General features: G+C 61.1%; 19 protein-coding genes and 4 tRNA genes. 9 read left to right on the top strand and 14 right to left on the bottom strand.

The window, feature by feature from the left end:
• Positions 1–29 precede the first annotated feature (29 nt).
• Both M1D99_RS04865 and M1D99_RS04860 read right to left on the bottom strand, forming a co-directional pair.
• A complete protein-coding gene (locus M1D99_RS04865) occupies positions 30–716 on the bottom strand; it encodes an energy-coupling factor ABC transporter permease (RefSeq protein ID WP_186730376.1) in 687 nt (228 codons plus the stop codon).
• Between the two features lie 19 nt (positions 717–735).
• Positions 736–1,149: a tautomerase family protein gene (locus tag M1D99_RS04860; protein ID WP_434574286.1), complete on the bottom strand. Its 414-nt coding sequence runs from the start codon at positions 1,147–1,149 to the stop codon at positions 736–738.
• A 151-nt stretch (positions 1,150–1,300) separates the two neighbouring features.
• Here M1D99_RS04860 and M1D99_RS04855 point away from each other — a divergent pair, with 151 nt between their 5' ends.
• The 5 genes from M1D99_RS04855 (at position 1,301) to M1D99_RS04835 (ending at position 5,148) form a co-directional block, all read left to right on the top strand.
• Positions 1,301–2,194, top strand: a complete 894-nt coding sequence (locus M1D99_RS04855; protein WP_186709018.1) for a LysR substrate-binding domain-containing protein — start codon at positions 1,301–1,303, stop codon at positions 2,192–2,194.
• Between the two features lie 218 nt (positions 2,195–2,412).
• Positions 2,413–3,039 (top strand): DUF1780 domain-containing protein, encoded by a 627-nt coding sequence (locus tag M1D99_RS04850; protein WP_186709015.1) that lies wholly within the window; start codon positions 2,413–2,415, stop codon positions 3,037–3,039.
• The gene (locus M1D99_RS04845; protein ID WP_186709012.1) at positions 3,036–3,563 is read left to right on the top strand and encodes an MOSC domain-containing protein; all 528 of its coding nucleotides are present in this window, start codon (positions 3,036–3,038) and stop codon (positions 3,561–3,563) included. Before M1D99_RS04850 ends, M1D99_RS04845 begins: the two co-directional genes overlap by 4 nt.
• A 52-nt stretch (positions 3,564–3,615) precedes the next feature.
• Entirely contained in the window at positions 3,616–3,789 is a 174-nt protein-coding gene (locus M1D99_RS04840) for a DUF3094 family protein (protein WP_039593877.1), read from the top strand.
• Positions 3,790–3,849: 60 nt separating this feature from the next.
• Positions 3,850–5,148 carry an NAD(P)/FAD-dependent oxidoreductase gene (locus tag M1D99_RS04835; RefSeq protein WP_186709009.1) on the top strand — a complete coding sequence of 433 codons (1,299 nt, stop codon included), beginning with the start codon at positions 3,850–3,852 and terminating at the stop codon, positions 5,146–5,148.
• A 211-nt stretch (positions 5,149–5,359) separates the two neighbouring features.
• Here the strand turns inward: M1D99_RS04835 and M1D99_RS04830 are convergent, their stop codons facing one another.
• From M1D99_RS04830 to rluD, 8 genes are all read right to left on the bottom strand, one after another.
• Entirely contained in the window at positions 5,360–6,985 is a 1,626-nt protein-coding gene (locus tag M1D99_RS04830) for a methyl-accepting chemotaxis protein (RefSeq protein ID WP_458131451.1), read from the bottom strand.
• Between the two features lie 147 nt (positions 6,986–7,132).
• A tRNA-Pro gene (locus M1D99_RS04825) sits at positions 7,133–7,209 on the bottom strand.
• A 94-nt stretch (positions 7,210–7,303) separates the two neighbouring features.
• A tRNA-Lys gene (locus M1D99_RS04820) sits at positions 7,304–7,379 on the bottom strand.
• A 5-nt stretch (positions 7,380–7,384) separates the two neighbouring features.
• A tRNA-Pro gene (locus M1D99_RS04815) sits at positions 7,385–7,461 on the bottom strand.
• A 7-nt stretch (positions 7,462–7,468) separates the two neighbouring features.
• Positions 7,469–7,544: transfer RNA gene (locus M1D99_RS04810), tRNA-Asn, on the bottom strand.
• Positions 7,545–7,858: 314 nt separating this feature from the next.
• Complete coding sequence (clpB, locus tag M1D99_RS04805) at positions 7,859–10,423, bottom strand: ATP-dependent chaperone ClpB (protein ID WP_186708990.1); 2,565 nt, start codon at positions 10,421–10,423, stop codon at positions 7,859–7,861.
• A 130-nt stretch (positions 10,424–10,553) separates the two neighbouring features.
• Positions 10,554–11,279 carry a peptidoglycan editing factor PgeF gene (pgeF, locus tag M1D99_RS04800; protein WP_458131450.1) on the bottom strand — a complete coding sequence of 242 codons (726 nt, stop codon included), beginning with the start codon at positions 11,277–11,279 and terminating at the stop codon, positions 10,554–10,556.
• On the bottom strand, positions 11,276–12,238 hold the full coding sequence (gene rluD / locus M1D99_RS04795) for a 23S rRNA pseudouridine(1911/1915/1917) synthase RluD (RefSeq protein WP_212798930.1): 963 nt from the start codon (positions 12,236–12,238) through the stop codon (positions 11,276–11,278). Before rluD ends, pgeF begins: the two co-directional genes overlap by 4 nt.
• 150 nt (positions 12,239–12,388) lie before the next feature.
• On the opposite strand from rluD, the gene M1D99_RS04790 reads away from it, so the two are divergent.
• From M1D99_RS04790 to M1D99_RS04775, 4 genes are all read left to right on the top strand, one after another.
• The gene (locus M1D99_RS04790) at positions 12,389–13,405 is read left to right on the top strand and encodes an outer membrane protein assembly factor BamD (RefSeq protein ID WP_458131449.1); all 1,017 of its coding nucleotides are present in this window, start codon (positions 12,389–12,391) and stop codon (positions 13,403–13,405) included.
• Between the two features lie 332 nt (positions 13,406–13,737).
• Positions 13,738–13,974, top strand: a complete 237-nt coding sequence (locus M1D99_RS04785; RefSeq protein WP_186708979.1) for a PP0621 family protein — start codon at positions 13,738–13,740, stop codon at positions 13,972–13,974.
• Entirely contained in the window at positions 13,964–15,553 is a 1,590-nt protein-coding gene (locus M1D99_RS04780) for a two-component system sensor histidine kinase NtrB (RefSeq protein ID WP_458131448.1), read from the top strand. Before M1D99_RS04785 ends, M1D99_RS04780 begins: the two co-directional genes overlap by 11 nt.
• Positions 15,550–16,893 (top strand): sigma-54-dependent transcriptional regulator, encoded by a 1,344-nt coding sequence (locus M1D99_RS04775; RefSeq protein WP_458131447.1) that lies wholly within the window; start codon positions 15,550–15,552, stop codon positions 16,891–16,893. The genes M1D99_RS04780 and M1D99_RS04775 overlap by 4 nt, the downstream gene beginning before the upstream one ends.
• Before the next feature lie 186 nt (positions 16,894–17,079).
• On the opposite strand, the gene M1D99_RS04770 is transcribed toward M1D99_RS04775, so the two are convergent.
• From M1D99_RS04770 to M1D99_RS04755, 4 genes are all read right to left on the bottom strand, one after another.
• Complete coding sequence (locus M1D99_RS04770) at positions 17,080–17,445, bottom strand: DUF6124 family protein (protein ID WP_458131446.1); 366 nt, start codon at positions 17,443–17,445, stop codon at positions 17,080–17,082.
• Between the two features lie 778 nt (positions 17,446–18,223).
• Entirely contained in the window at positions 18,224–18,388 is a 165-nt protein-coding gene (locus M1D99_RS04765; RefSeq protein WP_434576665.1) for a hypothetical protein, read from the bottom strand.
• Between the two features lie 208 nt (positions 18,389–18,596).
• Positions 18,597–19,697, bottom strand: coding sequence for a glycine oxidase ThiO (gene thiO, locus M1D99_RS04760; protein WP_458131445.1), 1,101 nt, complete (start codon positions 19,695–19,697; stop codon positions 18,597–18,599).
• A gap of 55 nt (positions 19,698–19,752) precedes the next feature.
• Positions 19,753–20,151, bottom strand: a complete 399-nt coding sequence (locus M1D99_RS04755) for a type IV pilin protein (protein WP_186709852.1) — start codon at positions 20,149–20,151, stop codon at positions 19,753–19,755.
• Between the last annotated feature and the right edge of the window lie 9 nt (positions 20,152–20,160).

Here is a 20,160-nt window from a genome sequence, read left to right as displayed (position 1 = left end):
GGCGTGTGATGGAGCAGCCTTGACGTGAATCAAGGCTTGTCATCATCGTTCCACGGCGCCGACAGGTAGCGCGTGCGGTTGAAGGTCTCCAGCCATTCGGGGCTGAACACCACCAACGCACTGATCACCATGCCGTTAATGAACGCCTCGGGGAAAATGATCAGCCAGAGGTAGCCGATGAAATCCTCCAGCCAGTAAGGCATGGCGAATATCCCGTCGTACCACAGCAGGCCAAGCCCAAGCAGCAGGCACGCCAATGCCGAAAGCGCGGCGGCGAGAAACCCCGAACAGAAGATGTAGACGAACAGATTGCGTGGCTGGGCGCGCTCCACCAGGATCGCGCAGCATTCGGTGATAAGCACCGGCAGCAAGATCAGCAGCGCGCCGTTGACCCCGACCGCCGCCATGTCCTGGCGTCCCAGCAGCACCAGCGCAAGCTGCGCGCACAAGCCACCCAGGATCGCCAACGGCCAGTCCAGCAGCAACGTCACGGCGGTCATGCCGATGAAATGATACGAGACACCCGTATCGAAATCCCGGCGTACCAGCCACAGCATGAACAACGCCAGCACCGTGCCGAATAACAGATGCTGGCGACGGCTGTCGGTGAACAGCTCTACCCACGGTGCCCGCACCACGGCCCAGGCCAACACCGGCACATACACCAGCCAGCCGGCCGCCTGGGTCTGCGAGGAGAGCAGTTCGGCACCGATCATGGGTTACTCCGTTCGTTCGCTATTGGGGAGCGACACTTCCTGGTTGTTGTACCAGAGCCATTGCAAACCTACCAAAGCCTACCGACCAATCCGAATAGTCATTCTCATGCATGAAGATGAAAACGTCTTGTGGACGAACCTGGGCTTGAATACCGAGGTTGTCGGCAATTTTTTTGTAGAGCTCGCGCTTCATCGCATCACTGCGGCCCCTGCGCATCGTAATCTCAATCACGATCAAATGGTCTGAACGATCCACACCGTTAAACGTGCGGCTGTAGAAAAACTGCTCGGGATCGTAGTCCGTGACCAGGTTGAACAATTCATCCTCGGGCATGCCAATGCTCTCGACCAGCGCTTGGTGTATGCCCTCGACAATGCGCTGGCGTTGCGACTGGCTGGTGCCCTTGGTGACGGCTGTACGAACGAATGGCATGTGAGTTGCTCTCAATTGATTGGGGAAGTTCTCCCCAGTCGTCGCGACGTCAAACAATCGTCAAGCCCCAGGAAGCCGAGGAATTCTGCGAAATCCCCACCGTACCGGATACCGATTTATACGCCCGATGTAATTGAGTTAAAGTCACTTCATGAAACGTCACCTACCCCCATTGAATGCACTGCGTACCTTCGAGGCGGCTGCCCGCCTGGGCAAGATGAATGCGGCCGCCGAAGAGTTGTCCGTCACCCCGGGCGCTGTCAGTCGCCAGGTCCGTCAGTTGGAGCTGAGCCTTGGCGTGGACCTGTTCGAAGGCCCAAAGAACAAACCGCAGCTCACCCCTGCCGGGCAAGAACTCCTGCCAGAATTGACGGCCGCGCTGGATCAGATCGAGGCCGCGGTGGGCAGGGTCCGAGACACGGCGACCGGCACCCTGGACGTGTCCTGTTTCAGCACGTTCACGGTCAAGTGGCTGATCCCACGTCTTTTCGACTTCAATACAACTTACCCGCAGATCAAGATCCGCTTGAGTTCACCGATCCATGGGACCGACCCGGGGCGGGACCGTTATGACGTGATGATCACGGCAGAACAGGACGTCGTGGATGAATGCAAAAACACCGTCCTGTTGTTCCCCGAACGCTTGGGCATCGTCTTGGCGCCGTCCTTATCCGCGCGTATCCAACTGACTGACTTGAGCTCGATTTTTCGCCATCCCCTCCTGCACACCAAAACCCGTCCGGATGCCTGGGCGAACTGGGGCGATGCGATGGGATACCCCGCCAGCGCGCCGGCCGGACTGGAATACGAGCACTATTACTTTACGTTGGAGGCGGCGATTGCCGGCTTGGGGATTGGTGTCGCGCCATGGCACCTGGTGGCCGATGACATTCGCCTGGGTCGCCTGGTGGCACCGTTCGGATTTCAGCCAAGCCGCTACACCTACATTGCCAAGCGCAGCGCGCAACACAGCAAGAAACGGGATCTTTTCTGCGCCTGGTTGGCGCGTCAGGCTGAACAGGATGGCCTGCCGGGGCCTGCCTGAGGTTCATCCTGTGGGAGCGGGCTTGCTCGCGAAGGCGGCATTACAGTCAACGATGATGTTGAATGTGCTGTCCTCTTCGCGAGCAAGCCCGCTCCTACAATGGGGCCTGCGGTGTACATGAGTTTTGTGGCAACAGCATTACCTGCCTGAGCGAAAATTTCGCCCCATCACAGCAGCTTTATTTTTTTTGACCACATTTGAACGCTAAGCTTGGGCTCATGGATGACTCCGATTACTTACGCCTGCTGACCATCGCGGCCGAGCAAGCCAACGCCTTTCTTTCCAATGCCCGCAAATGGGAGCGTGAGCGTTGGGTCTGCCAGCGCCTGCTGCAAGGGCTGAACGTGCCTTATCGGGCCGACGAGTTCGCCCCGGCCGGGGAGCCGCCGGACGTACTGTTTCGCGATGCCAATTTCGAGGTATTTTTCGTGCTCGACGAGGGCCGTCGCCTCAATGATGAATGGCGCGATGAACTGCAACGCCGCCGCAGCGCCTTTTCCCTGAGCCAACTGGTGCGGCGCGAAGCCAAGCCCAGGCGGATCCCAGCCAATGAATTCCTGCTGCGCCTGGCCCCGACGCTGCGCAAGAAAGCCCACAACTACACCGAGCGCGGCATGGACTTGGGCGATCTGGACATCATCGCCTTCGCCAGCCTCAAGCGCGAAGTGCTGGACCTCAACAGTCACTTTCCACCGCCCACCGAATACCTGCGCCAGGGCTGGCGCTCGCTGTCGCTGGTGGGGCCGACATTTGCCCGGGTGCTGTTCGCCCATCCCGATGCGCCGGATTTCCTGCGCGGCAACCTGGGCCGCAGCATCGTCTTCGATGTGGGGATCAGCCTGTGAGTCCATTGCAAGAACTGATCGCCGCCGTGCCGCAACAGGGCCGTGTGCGCTGGATCGGCGTGCGTCCCCAAGGCCACGCACCGATGATCGAACTGGACGCCGTGGAGGCGCGCCTGGAGGCCGGGCTGACCGGCGATCATGCCCGCCCCGGTGTGCGCAATGCGCGGCAAGTCACGCTGATCCAATGGGAGCACCTGGCCGTGATCAGCGCACTGATGGGCCGCCCCGAGGACCAGCCGGTGCTGCCACAGGCACTGCGGCGCAACATTGTGGTCAGCGGCATCAATCTGTTCAGCCTCAAGGGCCGGCGCTTTCGCATCGGCCAGGCCATTTTTGAAACCACCGGCTGGTGCCAGCCCTGCGCCCGATTGGAGCGAAACCTCGGCGAAGGTACATTCCAGGCCGTACGCGGCCATGGCGGAATCACCGCCCGGGTGTTAAAAAGTGGAATCATTCGCCTGGACGACCCCCTGGCCGTCGAACCCGTGCCGGCGAGCGGCTATGCTGCTTTCAATGCCGGCTAGCCGGACGCTGTAACGTCTTCACATTCCGCAACGTCTACCTGACGAGGCCTTTATGACCAGCCGCCTGAACCCAGACGACCAGAAGCATGTCGAAGAGTACCTGCAACTGTCCCAGCACCGAGTCGAGCGCCGGCCTTTCCGGCCGTGGATGCTCCTAGTGGTGGTACTGGCCATCACGATTGGCCTGGGCCTGTTGAGCCGACTGATCAGTTACCTGACGCTATGAGCCGCTTGATGCTCGCGCGGGTAACGGCACCGAATTCCTTTAGCCTTGCGAGATATCCCCATGACTCATCGTATTGTCATCGTTGGCGGCGGCGCCGGCGGCCTGGAGTTGGCTACCCGTCTGGGTAAGACTCTGGGCAAGCGCGGCACGGCCAGTGTGATGCTGGTCGACGCGAACCTGACCCACATCTGGAAACCCCTGCTGCACGAAGTGGCTGCCGGCTCCCTCAACTCTTCCGAAGACGAACTCAACTACGTTGCCCAGGCAAAATGGAACCACTTCGAGTTCCAACTGGGGCGCATGAGCGGCCTGGATCGCGAGCGCAAGAGAATCCAGCTGGCCGCCACCTATGACGAGGCGGGCATCGAGCTGCTGCCGGCCCGGGAACTGGGCTACGACACCTTGGTGATTGCCGTCGGCAGCACCACCAACGATTTCGGCACCGAAGGCGCGGCGCAACACTGCCTGTTCCTCGACACCCGCAAGCAGGCGGAGCGCTTTCACCAGCAATTGCTTCATCACTATCTGCGTGCCCACGCCGGGCAGACCGATATCGTCGAGCGCATCAGCGTCGCCATCGTCGGCGCCGGTGCGACCGGGGTCGAACTGGCGGCAGAGCTGCACAATGCCGCCCACGAACTGCACGCCTATGGTCTGGACCGGATCAAACCAGAGAACATGCACATCACCCTGATCGAGGCCGGGCCACGGGTGTTGCCGGCACTGCCGGAACGCATCGGCGGACCGGTGCACAAGACGTTGGAAAAACTCGGCGTCAACGTGATGACCAACGCCGCTGTCAGCCAGGTGACCGCCGACAGCCTGATTACCGCGGACGGCAAAGTGATCGACGCGAGCTTGAAGGTCTGGGCGGCCGGGATTCGCGCGCCAGAATTCCTCAAGGATATCGACGGGCTGGAGACCAACCGGATCAACCAGCTGCAAGTGCTGCCGACGCTACAGACCACTCGCGACGAAAACATCTTTGCCTTCGGCGATTGCGCCGCCTGCCCGCAACCCGGCAGCGATCGTAACGTTCCGCCCCGCGCCCAGGCCGCGCACCAGCAAGCCTCGCTGCTGGCCAAATCGCTGAAACTGCGGATCGAAGGCAAGGCCCTGCCCGACTACAAATACACCGACTACGGCTCGCTGATCTCGCTGTCGCGCTTCTCGGCGGTGGGCAACCTGATGGGCAACCTGACCGGCAGCGTAATGCTCGAAGGCTGGCTGGCGCGGATGTTCTATGTGTCGTTGTACCGCATGCACCAGATGGCGCTGTACGGCATGTTCCGCACGGCCATGCTGATGCTGGGCAGCAAGATCGGGCGCGGGACCGAGCCGCGGCTGAAGTTGCATTGAGGATAAAAAGCGAAGCGCCAACCGCTGGTGGTGGCGCTGAGTTTTAGAGGTGCATCGCCTGTTCCATCGTCTTCGCGAGCAAGCCCGCTCCCACAGGAGAGCGAGTACCACATGAGTACGCGATCTCCTGTGGGAGCGGGCTTGCTCGCGAAGACGCCAGTGCAGTCAACAGTTATCTAAACGATAACACTCGATCTGCGCAGCCAATCATTCAAACCTGAAACCGCTGCACCATCGTGCGCAGCGAATTCGCCAGTTGCGACAACTCATGGCTGGACGCACTGGTCTGATCCGCGCCGGAAGCCGAGCGCACCGACAAATCACGAATGTTCACCAGGTTGCGATCGACCTCGCGGGCCACTTGTGCTTGCTCCTCGGCAGCACTGGCGATGACCAGGTTGCGCTCATGGATCTCGCTGACCGACGCCGTAATGGTGTGCAGCGCTTCCCCTGCCCGCTCCGCCATCGCCAGGGTGCTTGCCGCACGACTGGAGCTGGCCTGCATGGAATCGAGTGCTTGGGTGGCACCGCTGCGCATGCCTTGGACCATCTGCTCGATTTCCTGGGTCGATTGCTGCGTGCGATAAGCCAGCGCCCGCACCTCGTCGGCCACCACCGCGAAGCCACGTCCACTCTCTCCTGCCCGGGCCGCTTCAATGGCCGCGTTGAGGGCCAGCAGGTTGGTCTGCTCGGCGATGGCGCGGATTACGTCCAGCACCTTGCCGATATCCTGCGACTGGTTGGCCAAAGATTGCACCAGGCCGCCGGTCACTTGCACATCGTTAGCCAGGGCGCCAATGGCCTCGACCGTGTCGCTGACCCGCTGCTGCCCCAGGGATGCCGACTCACTGGACTGACGCGTGGCATCGGAAGTGGAAACCGCATTGCGAGCAACCTCCTCCACAGCGGTGGTCATCTCGGTGACGGCGGTGGCGGCCTGTTCAATTTCGTTGTTCTGTTGCTGCAGGCTGTTGGTGCTGTCGAGCGTGACGGCGTTCAGCTCATCGGCTGCCGTGGCCAGTTGCGCGGCCGAGCCGCTGATGCCCTGCAACGTCTCGCGCAGATTCTGTTGCATGGCCGCCAACGCCTTGAGTAAACGGCTGACTTCGTCGTTGCCATGGGTTTCGATCGGTCGGGTCAAGTCACCCCGGGCGACGCTCTCCGCAGCATCCAGCGCCTCGCCCAGGGGTTTGACGATACTGCGCGTGAGCAACATGGCCAAGGCCACCGTGGCCAGGGCGGCAAGCACAATGAACAGGCTGACGATCATGCGGGAATTGGCGTAGTGCTCCTGGGACTTCTGGCTCTCGATGGACACCTGCTTGGAGAACAACTCCGCCAGATCGTTGAGCTGCTTGCCGGAACCGTCCACCACGGTCTTCATGTCCACCAGCAGCAACTTGATCAGATCATCCCGACGCCCCTGTTCCGCCAGGGTGAAGGATTGCGCGATACCGGTACGGTACGCAGCGAACGTCTGCTTGAACTGGTCGTAAAGGGCCTTGCCTTCAGGCGTCACGACGAGTTTTTCGTAGGCCGCGATTTTTTCGCCCAACTCCTTGTCGCGGGTGTCCATCTGGCCGCGGTACACCGGGATGTTCTTCGGGTCCTGGTCCAGGGCCATACGCAGGGAGATCGTGCGGATCCGCAACATCCACTCGCGAATCTCGTCACCCCCGCGAATGCTGGGCAGCCATTGGGTTTCCACGGCGACTTCACTGTCACGAATGCTCGACATCTGCCCCAGCGCGAACACCCCGAGCAACGCCACCAGCGCAGCGATCACAGCAAAACCCAACGCCGCACGGGGGGCGATATTCAACCGGCGAAGAAACATATAAGGGTGCCTTTTTTATTGTTGGCCTGAGGTTGGGGCCAGGCCCCTGTCGGTGGGTTATCGGCAGGTTGTACGATGACTTAAGTCAGTGCACTTTATCGCAGGCAAAAAAAATCCCCGTATCTTTCGATACGAGGATTTTTAATATGGTCGGGGTAAGGGGATTCGAACTCCTGACATCCTGCTCCCAAAGCAGGCGCGCTACCGGACTGCGCTATACCCCGGTAAAAAAAAGGCGACCTTTGCAAGTCGCCTTCCTCGATCAGTGCTTTTGGCCTCTGATCTTAAGATTCGATTCCAGCGAGCTGGTTTCAAAAATGGTGGGTCGTGTGGGATTCGAACCTACGACCAATTGGTTAAAAGCCAACTGCTCTACCAACTGAGCTAACGACCCAAATATGGTCGGGGTAAGGGGATTCGAACTCCTGACATCCTGCTCCCAAAGCAGGCGCGCTACCGGACTGCGCTATACCCCGATTGAAATGGCTCCGTGACCAGGACTCGAACCTGGGACCCAATGATTAACAGTCATTTGCTCTACCGACTGAGCTATCACGGAACTGATATTTCAAGTTACTGCTATTTGAAGCTACATCGTTGAATCTCGCTTCAACCTCTTCCACCGTCTGCATCGCTGCGTTCGTGTGTCTGAGGCGCGCTATTCTACAATTTTCAAAACCTCTGTCAACCCCTTAAATTGCTTTCAAGACAATGATTTGCAACTTATTTTGGATTCCTTCTCAGTGAGAAGTAACCCTTGGGGTGACGTACTGCGGGGCGCACTTTACAAGCCTTTTCCTTTGAGTTCAACGGCCTGATGAAAAAAATGGCCTCGCAAGGCAAGGCCATTTCAATCGCCAGCAGTCCCGGCTATCAGTTAAAGACGATTTCGTCGTTCTCCACCGTACCGGTCACGGTTTCGCCCGGCATGAAGCGACCCGACAGAATCAGCTGCGCCAGCGGGTTTTCGATCCAGCGCTGGATCGCCCGCTTCAGCGGCCGAGCGCCATAGACCGGGTCGTAACCCACCGCGATCAGCTTGTCCAACGCCTCATCGCTCAATTGCAGTTTCAGCTCGCGCTCGGTCAGGCGGCTGCGCAGGCGGCCCAACTGGATCTCGGTAATCCCGGCAATCTGATCCCGGGCCAACGGCTCGAAGATCACCACTTCGTCGACCCGGTTGATGAACTCTGGCCGGAAGTGGGTAGAGATTGCGTCCATGACCGCCGCGCGCTGCGCCTCGCGATCACCCACCAGTTCCTGGATCTGCGTCGAACCCAGGTTAGAGGTCATCACGATCACCGTGTTGCGGAAGTCCACTGTGCGCCCGTGGCTGTCGGTCAGGCGACCATCCTCCAGCACTTGCAGCAGGATGTTGAACACATCCGGGTGCGCCTTCTCGACCTCATCGAGCAGGATCACCGAGTACGGCTTGCGCCGCACAGCCTCGGTCAGGTAGCCGCCCTCTTCGTAGCCGACATAACCCGGTGGTGCACCGATCAGCCGTGCCACCGAATGTTTCTCCATGAACTCGGACATGTCGATGCGCACCATCGCCTCCTCGGTATCGAAGAGGAACTCGGCCAGTGCCTTGCACAGCTCGGTTTTACCGACACCGGTCGGGCCGAGGAACATGAACGAGCCGCTCGGACGGTTAGGGTCCGACAACCCGGCTCGGGACCGGCGCACGGCGTTGGACACCGCCACCACCGCCTCTTCCTGACCGATCACGCGCTGGTGCAGCAGGCTTTCCATCTTCAGCAGCTTGTCGCGCTCGCCTTCGAGCATCTTCGAGACGGGAATGCCGGTCCACTTGGAAACCACTTCGGCGATCTCTTCCTCGGTCACCTTGCTGCGCAGCAACTGGTTTTCGCTCTTGCCGTGCTGGTCGACCATTTGCAGGCTGCGCTCCAGGTCCGGGATCACCCCGTACTGCAGCTCGGCCATGCGGTTGAGGTCGCCTTTGCGGCGAGCCGCTTCCAGTTCCTGGCGAGACTGTTCGATCTTCTGCTGAATCTGCGCAGACCCCTGAACCTCGGCTTTCTCCGAGTTCCAGATTTCCTCGAGGTCGGAATACTCACGCTCGTGACGCACGATTTCTTCCTGCAACCTCTCCAGACGTTTCTTCGCCGCTTCGTCGCTTTCTTTCTTCAGGGCCTGGGACTCGACCTTGAGTTGAATCAGGCGACGCTCCAACCGATCCAGCACTTCGGGCTTGGAGTCGATTTCCATGCGGATGCGGCTCGCGGCCTCGTCGATCAGGTCGATGGCCTTGTCCGGCAATTGCCGGTCGGTGATGTAGCGGTGGCTGAGCTTGGCCGCCGCGATGATCGCGCCGTCGGTGATCGCCACCTTGTGGTGAACTTCGTAGCGCTCTTTAAGGCCACGCAGGATGGCGATGGTGTCTTCTTCGCTCGGTTCCTCCACCAGCACTTTCTGGAAGCGCCGCTCGAGGGCCGCATCTTTCTCTATATATTGGCGGTACTCGTTGAGCGTGGTCGCGCCAACACAGTGCAACTCGCCACGGGCCAACGCTGGCTTGAGCATGTTGCCGGCGTCCATCGAGCCTTCGCCCTTGCCCGCACCGACCATGGTGTGCAGTTCGTCGATGAACAGGATGATCTGCCCTTCCTGCTTGGACAGCTCATTGAGCAGGGACTTGAGTCGTTCTTCGAACTCGCCGCGGTACTTGGCACCGGCGATCAGAGCCCCCATGTCCAGGGACAACAGGCGCTTGCCCTTGAGGCCGTCCGGCACTTCACCGTTGATGATGCGCTGGGCCAAGCCCTCGGCGATGGCGGTTTTACCCACGCCAGGCTCACCGATCAGCACCGGATTGTTCTTGGTACGGCGTTGCAGCACCTGGATCGTGCGGCGGATCTCATCGTCGCGACCGATCACCGGGTCGAGCTTGCCTTCCTCGGCACGCTTGGTCAGGTCGACGGTGTATTTGTCCAGCGCCTGGCGCGACTCTTCGTGGTTCGCGTCGTTGACCGCTTCGCCGCCACGCAGGTTGTTGATGGCGTTTTCCAGGGCTTTCTTGCTCACCCCTTGGCCAAGCAGCAACTTGCCGAGCTTGCTGTTCTCGTCCATGGCGGCGAGCAGCACCAGCTCGCTGGAAATGAACTGGTCGCCCTTCTGCTGGGCCAGGCGATCGGCCTGGTTGAGCAGCCGCGCCAGGTCCTGGGACATGTTGACGTCACCGGTCGGATTCTGGATCTTGGGCAACTGGTCGAGTTCTTTGGCCAACTCTTTGCGCAGGCTGTTGACGTCAAAGCCGACCTGCATCAACAGCGGCTTGATGGAGCCGCCCTGCTGTTCGAGCATGGCTTGCATCAAATGCGCCGGTTCGATACCGGGATGGTCCAGGCCGACGGCCAGGGACTGGGCATCGGACAGGGCCAATTGCAGTTTGCTGGTTAAACGATCAATACGCATGGGTCACCTTCCTAATGAGCAGGCCGGACCTAGAAAACATCCTGAATGAAGAAACCTGCCAGATACCGTTATAGATGTGGTCGATTCTGGAAGATTCAAGCCGGGCGCCCTTGATGCAGATCAGAGAAGTCTAGCGCTCGATCCAGATCAGCGAGGCGAAGCGACCGGTGCGCGGATTGCGCCGGTAGGAAAAGAAACGTGGGTCGGTCACGGTACAGAAACCGCCGCCGTAGACGGCCGTGACACCCCGTGCCGCCAGACGCAGCCGTGCCAATGCGTAGATGTCGGCCAGGAATTTGCCGGCGTTGGGGCTCGCGACGAAGGCTTGTGCCGCCTGGGGCAGCTGCGCGATGAAGGCTTCACGCACTTCCGGTCCGACTTCGAAGGTGTGCGGGCCGATGGCCGGGCCGAGCCAGGCCAGGATTTCATCCGCAGGCACGGCAAGGCTGTCGAGGGTGGCTTCCAGCACACCGTTCGCCAACCCGCGCCAACCGGCGTGGGCCGCCGCGACGCGGGTGCCGGCACGGTTGCAGAACAGCACCGGCAAGCAATCGGCGGTCATCGCCGTGCACGCGATACCCGGCGTGGCGGTCCAACTGGCATCGGCGGTCGCCACCTGGGTCGGGTCAGCCTCGACCACGGCAATGCCGTGGACCTGCTGCAGCCAGGCCGGGGTGATGGCGAAGGGATCGGTGAGGCGGCGGCGGTTTTCGGCGACGGCCGTGGGGTCGTCGCCGACATGGTCGCCCAGGTTGAGGCTGTCGAACGGCGCCAGGCTGACGCCGCCCTCGCGGGTGGTGACGCAGGCCTTGACCCGGGCCGGCGCGGGCCAGTCGGGTGTCAGCCAGTCACTCATCCGATGAACGCCTCGCGGTCCTGCTTGAGCAACGTCAGCAACCAGACGAAATCATCCGGCAGTGGTGATTCCCAGCTCATGCGCTTGCCGGTCGTCGGGTGATCCAGCTCCAGGAAACGCGCGTGCAGCGCCTGGCGCGGGAAACTCTTCAGCGATTCGACCATGGTCTGGCTGGCGGCCGGCGGAATGCGGAAACGACCGCCGTAGGCCGGGTCGCCCACCAACGGGAAGTTGATGTGGGCCATGTGCACGCGAATCTGGTGGGTACGGCCGGTTTCCAGCTTGACCCGCACGTGGGTGTGGGAACGGAAACGCTCCAGCACGCGGTAATGACTGACCGCCTGCTTGCCGCCTTCCATCACCGCCATGCGCTGGCGCTGCTGGCCGTGGCGACCGATCGGGGCGTTGATCTTGCCACCGGCGGTGACCACACCGATCACGATGCACTCATAGATGCGGCTGACGCTGCGGCTTTGCAGCTGTGTGACCAGCTGTGTCTGCGCCTGGATGGTCTTGGCCACCACCATCAGGCCGGTGGTGTCCTTGTCCAGGCGATGGACGATGCCGGCACGGGGCACATTGATGATGTCCGGCACGTGGTGCAACAAGGCGTTGAGCAGCGTGCCGTCGGCATGACCGGCCGCCGGGTGCACCACCAGGCCCGCAGGCTTGTTGATCACCAGGATGTCATCGTCTTCATAGACGATGTCCAGGGCAATGTCCTGGGCGACCCATTCTCCCTGGGCCTCCTGCTCGGCAGTCAGTTCGAGGATGGCACCGCCATGGACGATGTCGCGCGGGCGGATCACCGCCCCATCCACAGTCAGGCGGCCGTCCTTGATCCAGGCGGAAAGGCGCGAGCGAGAGTGCTCGGCAAAGAGTTGTGCGGCGACTTGATCGAGGCGTTGGCCGCCCAATTCGGACGGCACCTCTGCGCGAAGTTCTATTTTATCGGACATGCTCGGACTGGGCGTCGGCACAGCCTTTGGTTTCGGCTGCGCGCTTGTGGTTAAATACGGCGTCTTTTGCCCCGAGGCTTTCAACGGGGCGCTCATCATAACAGGACGGCCCCGCCCAAGACAGCGGCCGTCATAGGGACGCAAGCCGCCATGCAAGTGAAACACCTGCTGCTGATCGCCATCCTCGCATTGACTGCTGCTTGCTCGTCGAAGGAAGTCGTAGACGAAAACCTGAGCGAAGTCGAACTGTACCAACAGGCGCAGAACGACCTGGATAACAATAGCTATACCAGCGCCACCGCCAAGCTGAAGGCGCTGGAGTCGCGGTATCCGTTCGGTCGCTACGCCGATCAGGCCCAATTGGAGCTGATCTACGCCAACTACAAGAACGCCGAGCCGGAAGCCGCCAAGTCCGCCGCCGAGCGCTTCATTCGCCTGCACCCACAGCACCCGAACGTCGATTACGCCTATTACCTCAAGGGCCTGACCTCCTTCGACCAGGACGTCGGCCTGCTGGCGCGCTTCCTGCCGCTGGACATGACCAAGCGTGACCCGGGCGCCGCGCGCGACTCCTACAACGAGTTCGCCCAGCTGACCAGCCGCTTCCCCAACAGCCGTTATTCGCCTGATGCCAAGCAGCGCATGATCTACCTGCGCAACCTGCTGGCTTCCTACGAAATCCACGTGGCCGACTACTACCTGACCCGTCAGGCCTACGTCGCCGCCGCCAACCGTGGCCGCTACGTGGTGGAAAACTTCCAGGAAACCCCTTCGGTGGGTGATGGCCTGGCGGTGATGACCGAAGCCTACCAGCGCCTGCACCTGGACGACCTGGCCGCCACCAGCCTGGAAACCCTCAAGCTGAACTACCCGGATCACCCTTCGCTGGTCGACGGCCAGTTCACCCCGCGCGTTGACGAAGCCGACAACCGTTCGTGGCTGAGCAAGGCCACCCTGGGCCTGATCGAGTCCCGTCCACCGCTGCCGCCGGGCGAAACCCGCGCCAACCAGGACGTACAGCGCCAGTTCCAGGATGCCAAGGAAGCCATCCCGAACGAACTCAAGCCCAAGGATGAAAATGGCGACGTGATCGAGGAAGAAGCGCCTGAGAGCGATTCCAGCGACCGCTCCTGGTTCAGCTACATGACCTTCGGGCTGTTCGACTGAGCCAAGGCACCTGCAAAAAGGGAGACCCGACGGTCTAATGCCGTTCACTTAAGAAAAATGATGACCCTGTGGCGAGGGAGCTTGCTCCCGCTCGGCTGCGAAGCAGTCGTAAACCGGCGGGTGCGGTGTGTCTGATACGCCACACTTGGCAGGTTTTGGGGCCGCTTCGCGGCCCAGCGGGAGCAAGCTCCCTCGCCACGGGTTTGCCGTTTGCCTCAAGTGAACAGCATTGACCCGATGGTCTCCCTTTTTTGTGCCCGGGTTTTATTGCGCTGTGCGCCGTTCCTGTCCTTGGCTAAACTGCCTGATCTCTAGCCAAAAAGCCGCCCATCATGCTTCGTTTATTGATCTTGTTCGCAGTCGTTGCCTTCGCTATCTGGATCTTTCGCGGGGTGAAGAAGACCGGCGGCCGCGCGTCCCGCCCCACCCAGGAACAGGACGCACCGCCCATGGTCCGTTGCGCCCATTGCGGCGTACACCTGCCCCGTGACCGGGCACTGGCCCTCGAACAGCAATGGTATTGCAGCCAGGCTCATCTCGAGCAAGGCCCGGGCACTCGTGAGCGCTGAGGCTACAAGCCCACGCATCAAACAGGCGCAGCGCCTGCTGCGCCTCTACCACCTGTACCGCCTGAGTATCGGCATCACCCTGGTGCTGCTGATCTCCAGCAACATGGACAACCGCCTGCTGGAATACGCCAACGACGACCTGTTGCGCAGTGGCAGCTGGTTGTACCTGGTCTTGAATATCCTGCTGGTGGTGTTCCTGGAAAACACCCGCCGCCCTGCCCGGCTGTTCGGCCTGGCCCTGACCGACGTGCTGCTGCTCTCGTGGCTGTTCTTCGCCGCGGGCGGCGCCCCCAGCGCCATCGGCAACCTGATCATCGTCTCGGTGGCCATCGGCAATACGCTGCTGCGCGGCCGGATCGGCCTGTTGATCGCGGCCGTCGCCACCCTTGGCATCGTCGGTTCGAGTTTATTTCTTGGCTTGAGCGACTCGAACCGTCCCAGCAGTTACTTGCAAGCCGGCACCCTCGGGGCGTTGTGTTTTGCCGCCGCGCTGCTGGTGCAGGGCCTGACCCGACGTTTGGAAGCCAGCGAAACCCTGGCCGAGCAGCGGGCCAGCGAAGTGGTCGGACTGGAAGCCCTCAATGCCCTGATCCTGCAACGCATGCGCACCGGCATCTTGGTGCTCGACCGCCAGCGTCGGGTCCAACTGGCCAACGAAAGCGCGCTGAACCTGCTGGGCATGCACGACCTGGTCGGCCAACCGATCGACGATTGCTCCAGCGCCCTGGTCGAGCGCCTGCAACTCTGGCTGAACAACCCCAGCCTGCGCCCGCCCAGCCTGACCATCAGCGGCACGGGCCTGACCCTGCAACCGAGCTTCATCGCCCTGGGCCACAACGACCAGCAGCAGATCCTGGTGTTTCTCGAAGACCTGGCCCAGGTGGCCCAACACGCCCAACAGCTCAAGCTCGCCTCCCTCGGGCGCCTGACCGCCGGTATCGCCCATGAAATCCGCAACCCCTTGGGCGCCATCAGCCACGCGGCGCAATTGCTGCGCGAATCCGAGGAACTGAACGACGCGGATCGGCGTCTGACGCAGATTATTCAAGATCACTCCCAACGAATGAATCGCGTCATTGAAAACGTCTTGCAGCTGTCTCGCCGCCAGCAAACCACACCCCAGCGCCTCGACTTGCGGACCTGGCTCGATCAGTTCGTCCGGCAGACCCGCGAAAGCATGGCCGACCACCAACGATTGCACTTGAGCATCGACCCGGGCGACCACACCACGCTCATGGACCCCGACCAACTCACCCAGGTGCTCGACAACCTGCTGCGCAATGCCTGGCGCCACAGCGCGATGGCCCATGAACAGGCCGACGCCTGGCTGAAACTGTTCATCGACCCTCACAGCCAGCTGTCGACCCTGGACATCATCGACAACGGCCCCGGTGTCACGCCCGAGCAGCAGGCGCATCTGTTCGAACCCTTCTTTACCACCAGCAGCCAGGGCACCGGCCTTGGGCTCTATCTGTCCCGTGAGCTGTGCGAAAGCAACCAGGCCCGCCTAGACTTCAAACCACGCCAAGGCGGCGGCTGCTTTCGCATCACTTTTGCTCACGGACGGAAACAGATTTGAACAATCGCTCACGGCAACGAATCCTGATCGTCGATGACGAACCGGACATCCGCGAACTCCTGGACATCACCCTGGGCCGGATGAAACTCGACACCCGCAGCGCCAAGAACCTTGCCGAGGCCCAAGCCCTGCTGGCAGGGGATGCCTTCGACCTGTGCCTGACCGACATGCGTTTGCCCGACGGTACCGGCCTGGAGCTGGTGCAGCACATCCAGCAACGTTATCCACAACTGCCCGTGGCGATGATCACCGCCTATGGCAGCCTGGAAACCGCCATCGACGCCCTCAAGGCCGGCGCCTTCGACTTCCTGACCAAACCGGTCGACCTGGGTCGGCTGCGGGAGCTGGTCACCAGCGCCCTGCGCCTGCCACCGATCGCCACACCGACCAGCACCCTCGAACGCTGCCTGCTAGGCGACTCGCCCCCCATGCTCGGTGTACGCAAGCAGATCGAGAAACTTGCTCGCAGCCAGGCCCCGGTGTACATCAGCGGTGAATCGGGCTGCGGCAAGGAGCTGGTCGCCCGGTTGATCCACGAACAAGGCCCCCGCGCCAACCAGCGTTTTGTACCGGTCAACTGTGGGGCGATTCCCACGGAACTGATGGAAAGCGAGTTCTTCGGCCACCGAAAAGGCAGCTTTAGCGGCGCCATCGAAGACAAGCCTGGGCTGTTCCAGGCCGCCCATGGCGGAACCTTGTTCCTCGATGAGGTGGCCGACCTGCCCTTGGCGATGCAGGTCAAGCTGTTGCGAGCCATCCAGGAAAAGGCCGTGCGCGCCGTGGGCGGCCAGCAGGAAGAAGTGGTGGATGTGCGCATCCTCTGCGCCACCCACAAGGATCTCGACGCCGAAGTCGCCGCCGGGCGCTTTCGCCAGGATTTGTATTACCGGCTGAACGTCATCGAATTGCGCGTACCGCCGTTGCGTGAACGCCGCGAAGACATCGAGCCCTTGGCCAACCACATGCTCCAGCGCCTGGCCAGCGCTACCGGCAGCCCTGCGGCAAAGCTCCATCCGCGAGCCCTGGAAGCCCTGCAGAACTACCGTTTCCCGGGCAATGTGCGGGAATTGGAGAACATGCTTGAGCGGGCCTATACCTTGTGCGAACAGCAACTGATCGAAGCGGATGACCTGCGTCTGGCCGAGGGCAATGCGACTGAGGCGGGCAATCCCGATTTGATGCAGGTCGACAATCTCGAGGATTACCTGGAAGAGGTCGAGCGCAAGCTCATCCTCCAGGCATTGGAAGAAACCCGCTGGAACCGCACGGCGGCGGCGCAGCGGTTGAAGTTGTCGTTTCGGTCGATGCGGTATCGGTTGAAGAAGCTTGGGCTGGATTGAGCCACGGTTTCGAAGCCCACGTATTCCCCTGTGGCGAGGGAGCTTGCTCCCGCTGGGCTGCGCAGCAGCCCCAAAAGCAGCGACTCGATCACCTGATGCACCGAGGTCTCAGGTTGGGGGCCGCTTCGCGACCCAGCGGGAGCAAGCTCCCTCGCCACAGGTTCGGCGTTCGCCTTCGCAGCTCTTCTAGCCTTCCGCCACCGGCACCCGTTCGTCCAGCACTCGATTGGCCAGTAATGCACACAGTTCAATCAGCTGCTGTATCCCCAAGGCGACATGCCGTCGCGAGCCTTCAAGTTCGAAGGCCAGGTCGCTGATCGTGGCATTGGCGGAGGCCAGGGTTTCGCTGAGGTTGGTGAGGAGGCATTCGGTGTCGATGCCGTCCACTACAGTGAATAGCTGGTTTGAGGTGGGTTTCTGTTTGGCTTCGGGTTTTGGGCCGAGGTAATAGTCGAGGGCGCGTTTGGCGGCTTCATCGAGCCCTTTCGTGTTATGGCTGGAGTCAGGAGAAGCGTTATTGGTTTCTGAAGGTGGTAGTGGTTTGTCACTCATTGCGGTACTCCAAAGAGGAAATGGATTACCAAGTTTTCGGGCCGCGACGCCCGGACGCTGAATTGGCAGCGACGGGGAAAGGTTAGCCAGGGTTCTTCCCACCCGGCAACCGCCAGAACTCGTCGGAAAATTCTTTTTGAATCAGAATTTTGTCCGACCATTCCCACAAAGCTTGGTCGGCTGTAAGGGCGGTGTGTATATCCGTTTCTGCGGTAACGGCTACTTAGGGTTCCGCCCTGACGGCGGGTCACTTTCGAAAAGCGCGAAAGTAACCAAAGCGCTCATGCCCCACCACTTGGCACCTCGGCTAGGCTCGGTGTGCCCTCACTCCGGCATTGCTCCGTGGGCCCGCCGCGAAGGGCCATCCATGGCCCAGCGCGGCTATCCCGGCATCCATGCCGGGATGCCCACTCCACAATGCCTGCGTTCGGCCATCGTGGTTAACGGGGCGCCGAGATCAACGTCCACCACGAGGCGGCCTAGTAGCCGACCTGATTTAGGGTGATCGCGTTTCTCCTGTGGGAGCGAGCCTGCTCGCGAAGGCGGTGGTTCAGTTAGATAGGAATTGGATTGGCTGTCGTCATCGCGAGCGAGCTCGCTCCCACACTGGGTCGGGGACGATCTACAGATTTGCGGCCACTGAAAATCCCTGTGGGAGCGAGCTTGCTCGCGATGGCAGTGGATCAGCTTGCATCAGCCTTGGATGTACCGCCGTCTTCGCGAGCAGGCTCGCTCCCACAATGGGATCGGAGTACGACCAGGAGAACCAGGTCGGCTACTAGGCCGCCTCGGGGCGGACGTTGATCTCAAGCGCCCCGTTAACCACGATGGCCGAACGCAGGCATTGATCCGTGGGCATCCCGGCATGGATGCCGGGATAGCCGCGCTGGGCCATGGATGGCCCTTCGCGGCGGCCCACGGAGCAATGCCGGAGTGAGGGCATGCCGAGCCTAGGCGAGGCACCGAGTGGTGGGGCAAAGCCTTTTTGGTTACTTTTTTGGCGTCTGAAAAAAGTGACCCGCCGTAAGGGCGGAACCCTAAGTGGCCGTTACCGCAGGAATGGATATGTACTCGGTCAACAACCCTGGCCAGTTATCAAACCGCCTTCGCGAGCAGGCTCGCTCCCACAATTTGGATCGGATTATAAAACCTTACAACCGCCCCGCCGGCGCATAAGGCACAGGATCAATCACCGGCTCACGCCCCAACATCAAATCCGTAAACAACTGGCACGACGCCGGCGCCAACACCAACCCATTGCGATAATGCCCACAGTTCAGCCAAAGCCCTGCAATCCCCGGCACCTCGCCGATATAGGGAATACCTTCAGGCGACCCAGGCCGCAGCCCAGCCCAATGCCCCACCACCTCGGCACCCGCCAACGCCGGAATCAGCTGCTGCGCCGAAGCCTTCAGGCTCTCCAACGCAACCTCGGTCGGGGTCTTGTCGAAGCCTTCACGCTCCAGCGTACTGCCCACCAGAATATGCCCATCACGCCTCGGAATCGCATAACGCCCCTTGGCCAGAACCATGCTCGACAGAAAATCCGACGCGCACTTGTACAAAATCATCTGGCCCTTGACCGGCTCGACCGGCAACTTCAAGCCCAAGCTCTTGAGCAACTCGCCACTCCAGGCACCGGCGGCCAGCACCACCTCATCGCCATGAATTTCACCGGCAGAACTGTGCACGCCCGCCACACGCCCACCGTCGCGAATGAACCCGCTGACTTCGCAATGCTCATGCAGCGTGACGTTCGGCATCGCCAGCAACGCAGCCTTGAGGGACTTCACCAACCGGGGATTACGCACGTTGGCCACGTCAGCCATGTAGATCGCCCGGGAAAAACCCGCGCCCAGCACCGGCACCGCATAATGAACCGCCGAGATATCCACAGCCCGTAGCGGGCGCCCTTCCCGCTTGGCCCAGGCCAGCGCTTCGTCCTGGTCGTCCAGATCCAGCCAATAAAGCCCGGTCACATGCACTTGCGGGTCGATCCCGGTGGCCGCGAACAGACGCTCCCCCAACTGTGGATAAAAATCCTGTGACCAATGGGCCAGCGCCGTGACCGCCGGGCTATAGCGCCACGGGTACAACGGCGAAACGATACCGCCACCGGCCCAGGACGATTCCTGGCCGACATTGGAACGGTCCAGCAGCACCACACGTTGCCCTGCGGACGCCAGATTGAACGCCGTCAGCAGGCCGATGACTCCGCCACCGACAATCACCACTTGCTGTTGCCTGGTCATGTTCTGATTCGACTCACAAAACAAAGGGCGCAAAGCGCGCCCGGATAAAAGAAACTCAGCGCCCCCAACAATCCTTGGCAGTCACCCCAGTAGCATTTTCCACGCTGCGTACGCCGGTATTGGTGATTTTGAAGTCACCGCATTTGTCCGTCGCCATGGACGAGCCGCTCTTGCGCACGGCGGTCAGGGTGAAGCTCTGGTCCGTTGGTACCAAGTTAATGGTGTAGAAATCGTTGCCGCTGCTCAGACCAGTCGCATCGGTGTAGCGGTTGTTCTTCGAATAGTAGCGCTCAAGAATTTGCGCCTGCTCCGACAAGAGCCCGGCAATCTCGGCCCGTCGCCCCTTCTTCATATACTCGGTCAGGCTCGGATAGCCGACGGTGATCACGATACCGATGATCGCGATCACGATCATGATTTCGATCAAGGTGAAACCGCGGTTGGATCTGCGCATGCCTTGCTC

This window comes from Pseudomonas sp. R3-41, from assembly GCF_054161485.1.
Note: the sequence above shows the minus strand (reverse complement) of the source record. Positions and strands in the feature narration are given on the sequence as shown.

What these genes read in the sequence shown, in the direction of transcription:
- M1D99_RS04865 (WP_186730376.1), bottom strand. Translation starts at nt 716, where the DNA reads ATGATCGGTGCCGAACTGCTCTCCTCGCAGACCCAGGCGGCCGGCTGG.
- M1D99_RS04860 (WP_434574286.1), bottom strand. Translation starts at nt 1,149, where the DNA reads ATGCCATTCGTTCGTACAGCCGTCACCAAGGGCACCAGCCAGTCGCAA.
- M1D99_RS04855 (WP_186709018.1), top strand. Translation starts at nt 1,301, where the DNA reads ATGAAACGTCACCTACCCCCATTGAATGCACTGCGTACCTTCGAGGCG.
- M1D99_RS04850 (WP_186709015.1), top strand. Translation starts at nt 2,413, where the DNA reads ATGGATGACTCCGATTACTTACGCCTGCTGACCATCGCGGCCGAGCAA.
- M1D99_RS04840 (WP_039593877.1), top strand. Translation starts at nt 3,616, where the DNA reads ATGACCAGCCGCCTGAACCCAGACGACCAGAAGCATGTCGAAGAGTAC.
- M1D99_RS04835 (WP_186709009.1), top strand. Translation starts at nt 3,850, where the DNA reads ATGACTCATCGTATTGTCATCGTTGGCGGCGGCGCCGGCGGCCTGGAG.
- M1D99_RS04830 (WP_458131451.1), bottom strand. Translation starts at nt 6,985, where the DNA reads ATGTTTCTTCGCCGGTTGAATATCGCCCCCCGTGCGGCGTTGGGTTTT.
- clpB (WP_186708990.1), bottom strand. Translation starts at nt 10,423, where the DNA reads ATGCGTATTGATCGTTTAACCAGCAAACTGCAATTGGCCCTGTCCGAT.
- pgeF (WP_458131450.1), bottom strand. Translation starts at nt 11,279, where the DNA reads ATGAGTGACTGGCTGACACCCGACTGGCCCGCGCCGGCCCGGGTCAAG.
- rluD (WP_212798930.1), bottom strand. Translation starts at nt 12,238, where the DNA reads ATGTCCGATAAAATAGAACTTCGCGCAGAGGTGCCGTCCGAATTGGGC.
- M1D99_RS04790 (WP_458131449.1), top strand. Translation starts at nt 12,389, where the DNA reads ATGCAAGTGAAACACCTGCTGCTGATCGCCATCCTCGCATTGACTGCT.
- M1D99_RS04785 (WP_186708979.1), top strand. Translation starts at nt 13,738, where the DNA reads ATGCTTCGTTTATTGATCTTGTTCGCAGTCGTTGCCTTCGCTATCTGG.
- M1D99_RS04770 (WP_458131446.1), bottom strand. Translation starts at nt 17,445, where the DNA reads ATGAGTGACAAACCACTACCACCTTCAGAAACCAATAACGCTTCTCCT.
- M1D99_RS04765 (WP_434576665.1), bottom strand. Translation starts at nt 18,388, where the DNA reads ATGCCCTCACTCCGGCATTGCTCCGTGGGCCGCCGCGAAGGGCCATCC.
- thiO (WP_458131445.1), bottom strand. Translation starts at nt 19,697, where the DNA reads ATGACCAGGCAACAGCAAGTGGTGATTGTCGGTGGCGGAGTCATCGGC.
- M1D99_RS04755 (WP_186709852.1), bottom strand. Translation starts at nt 20,151, where the DNA reads ATGCGCAGATCCAACCGCGGTTTCACCTTGATCGAAATCATGATCGTG.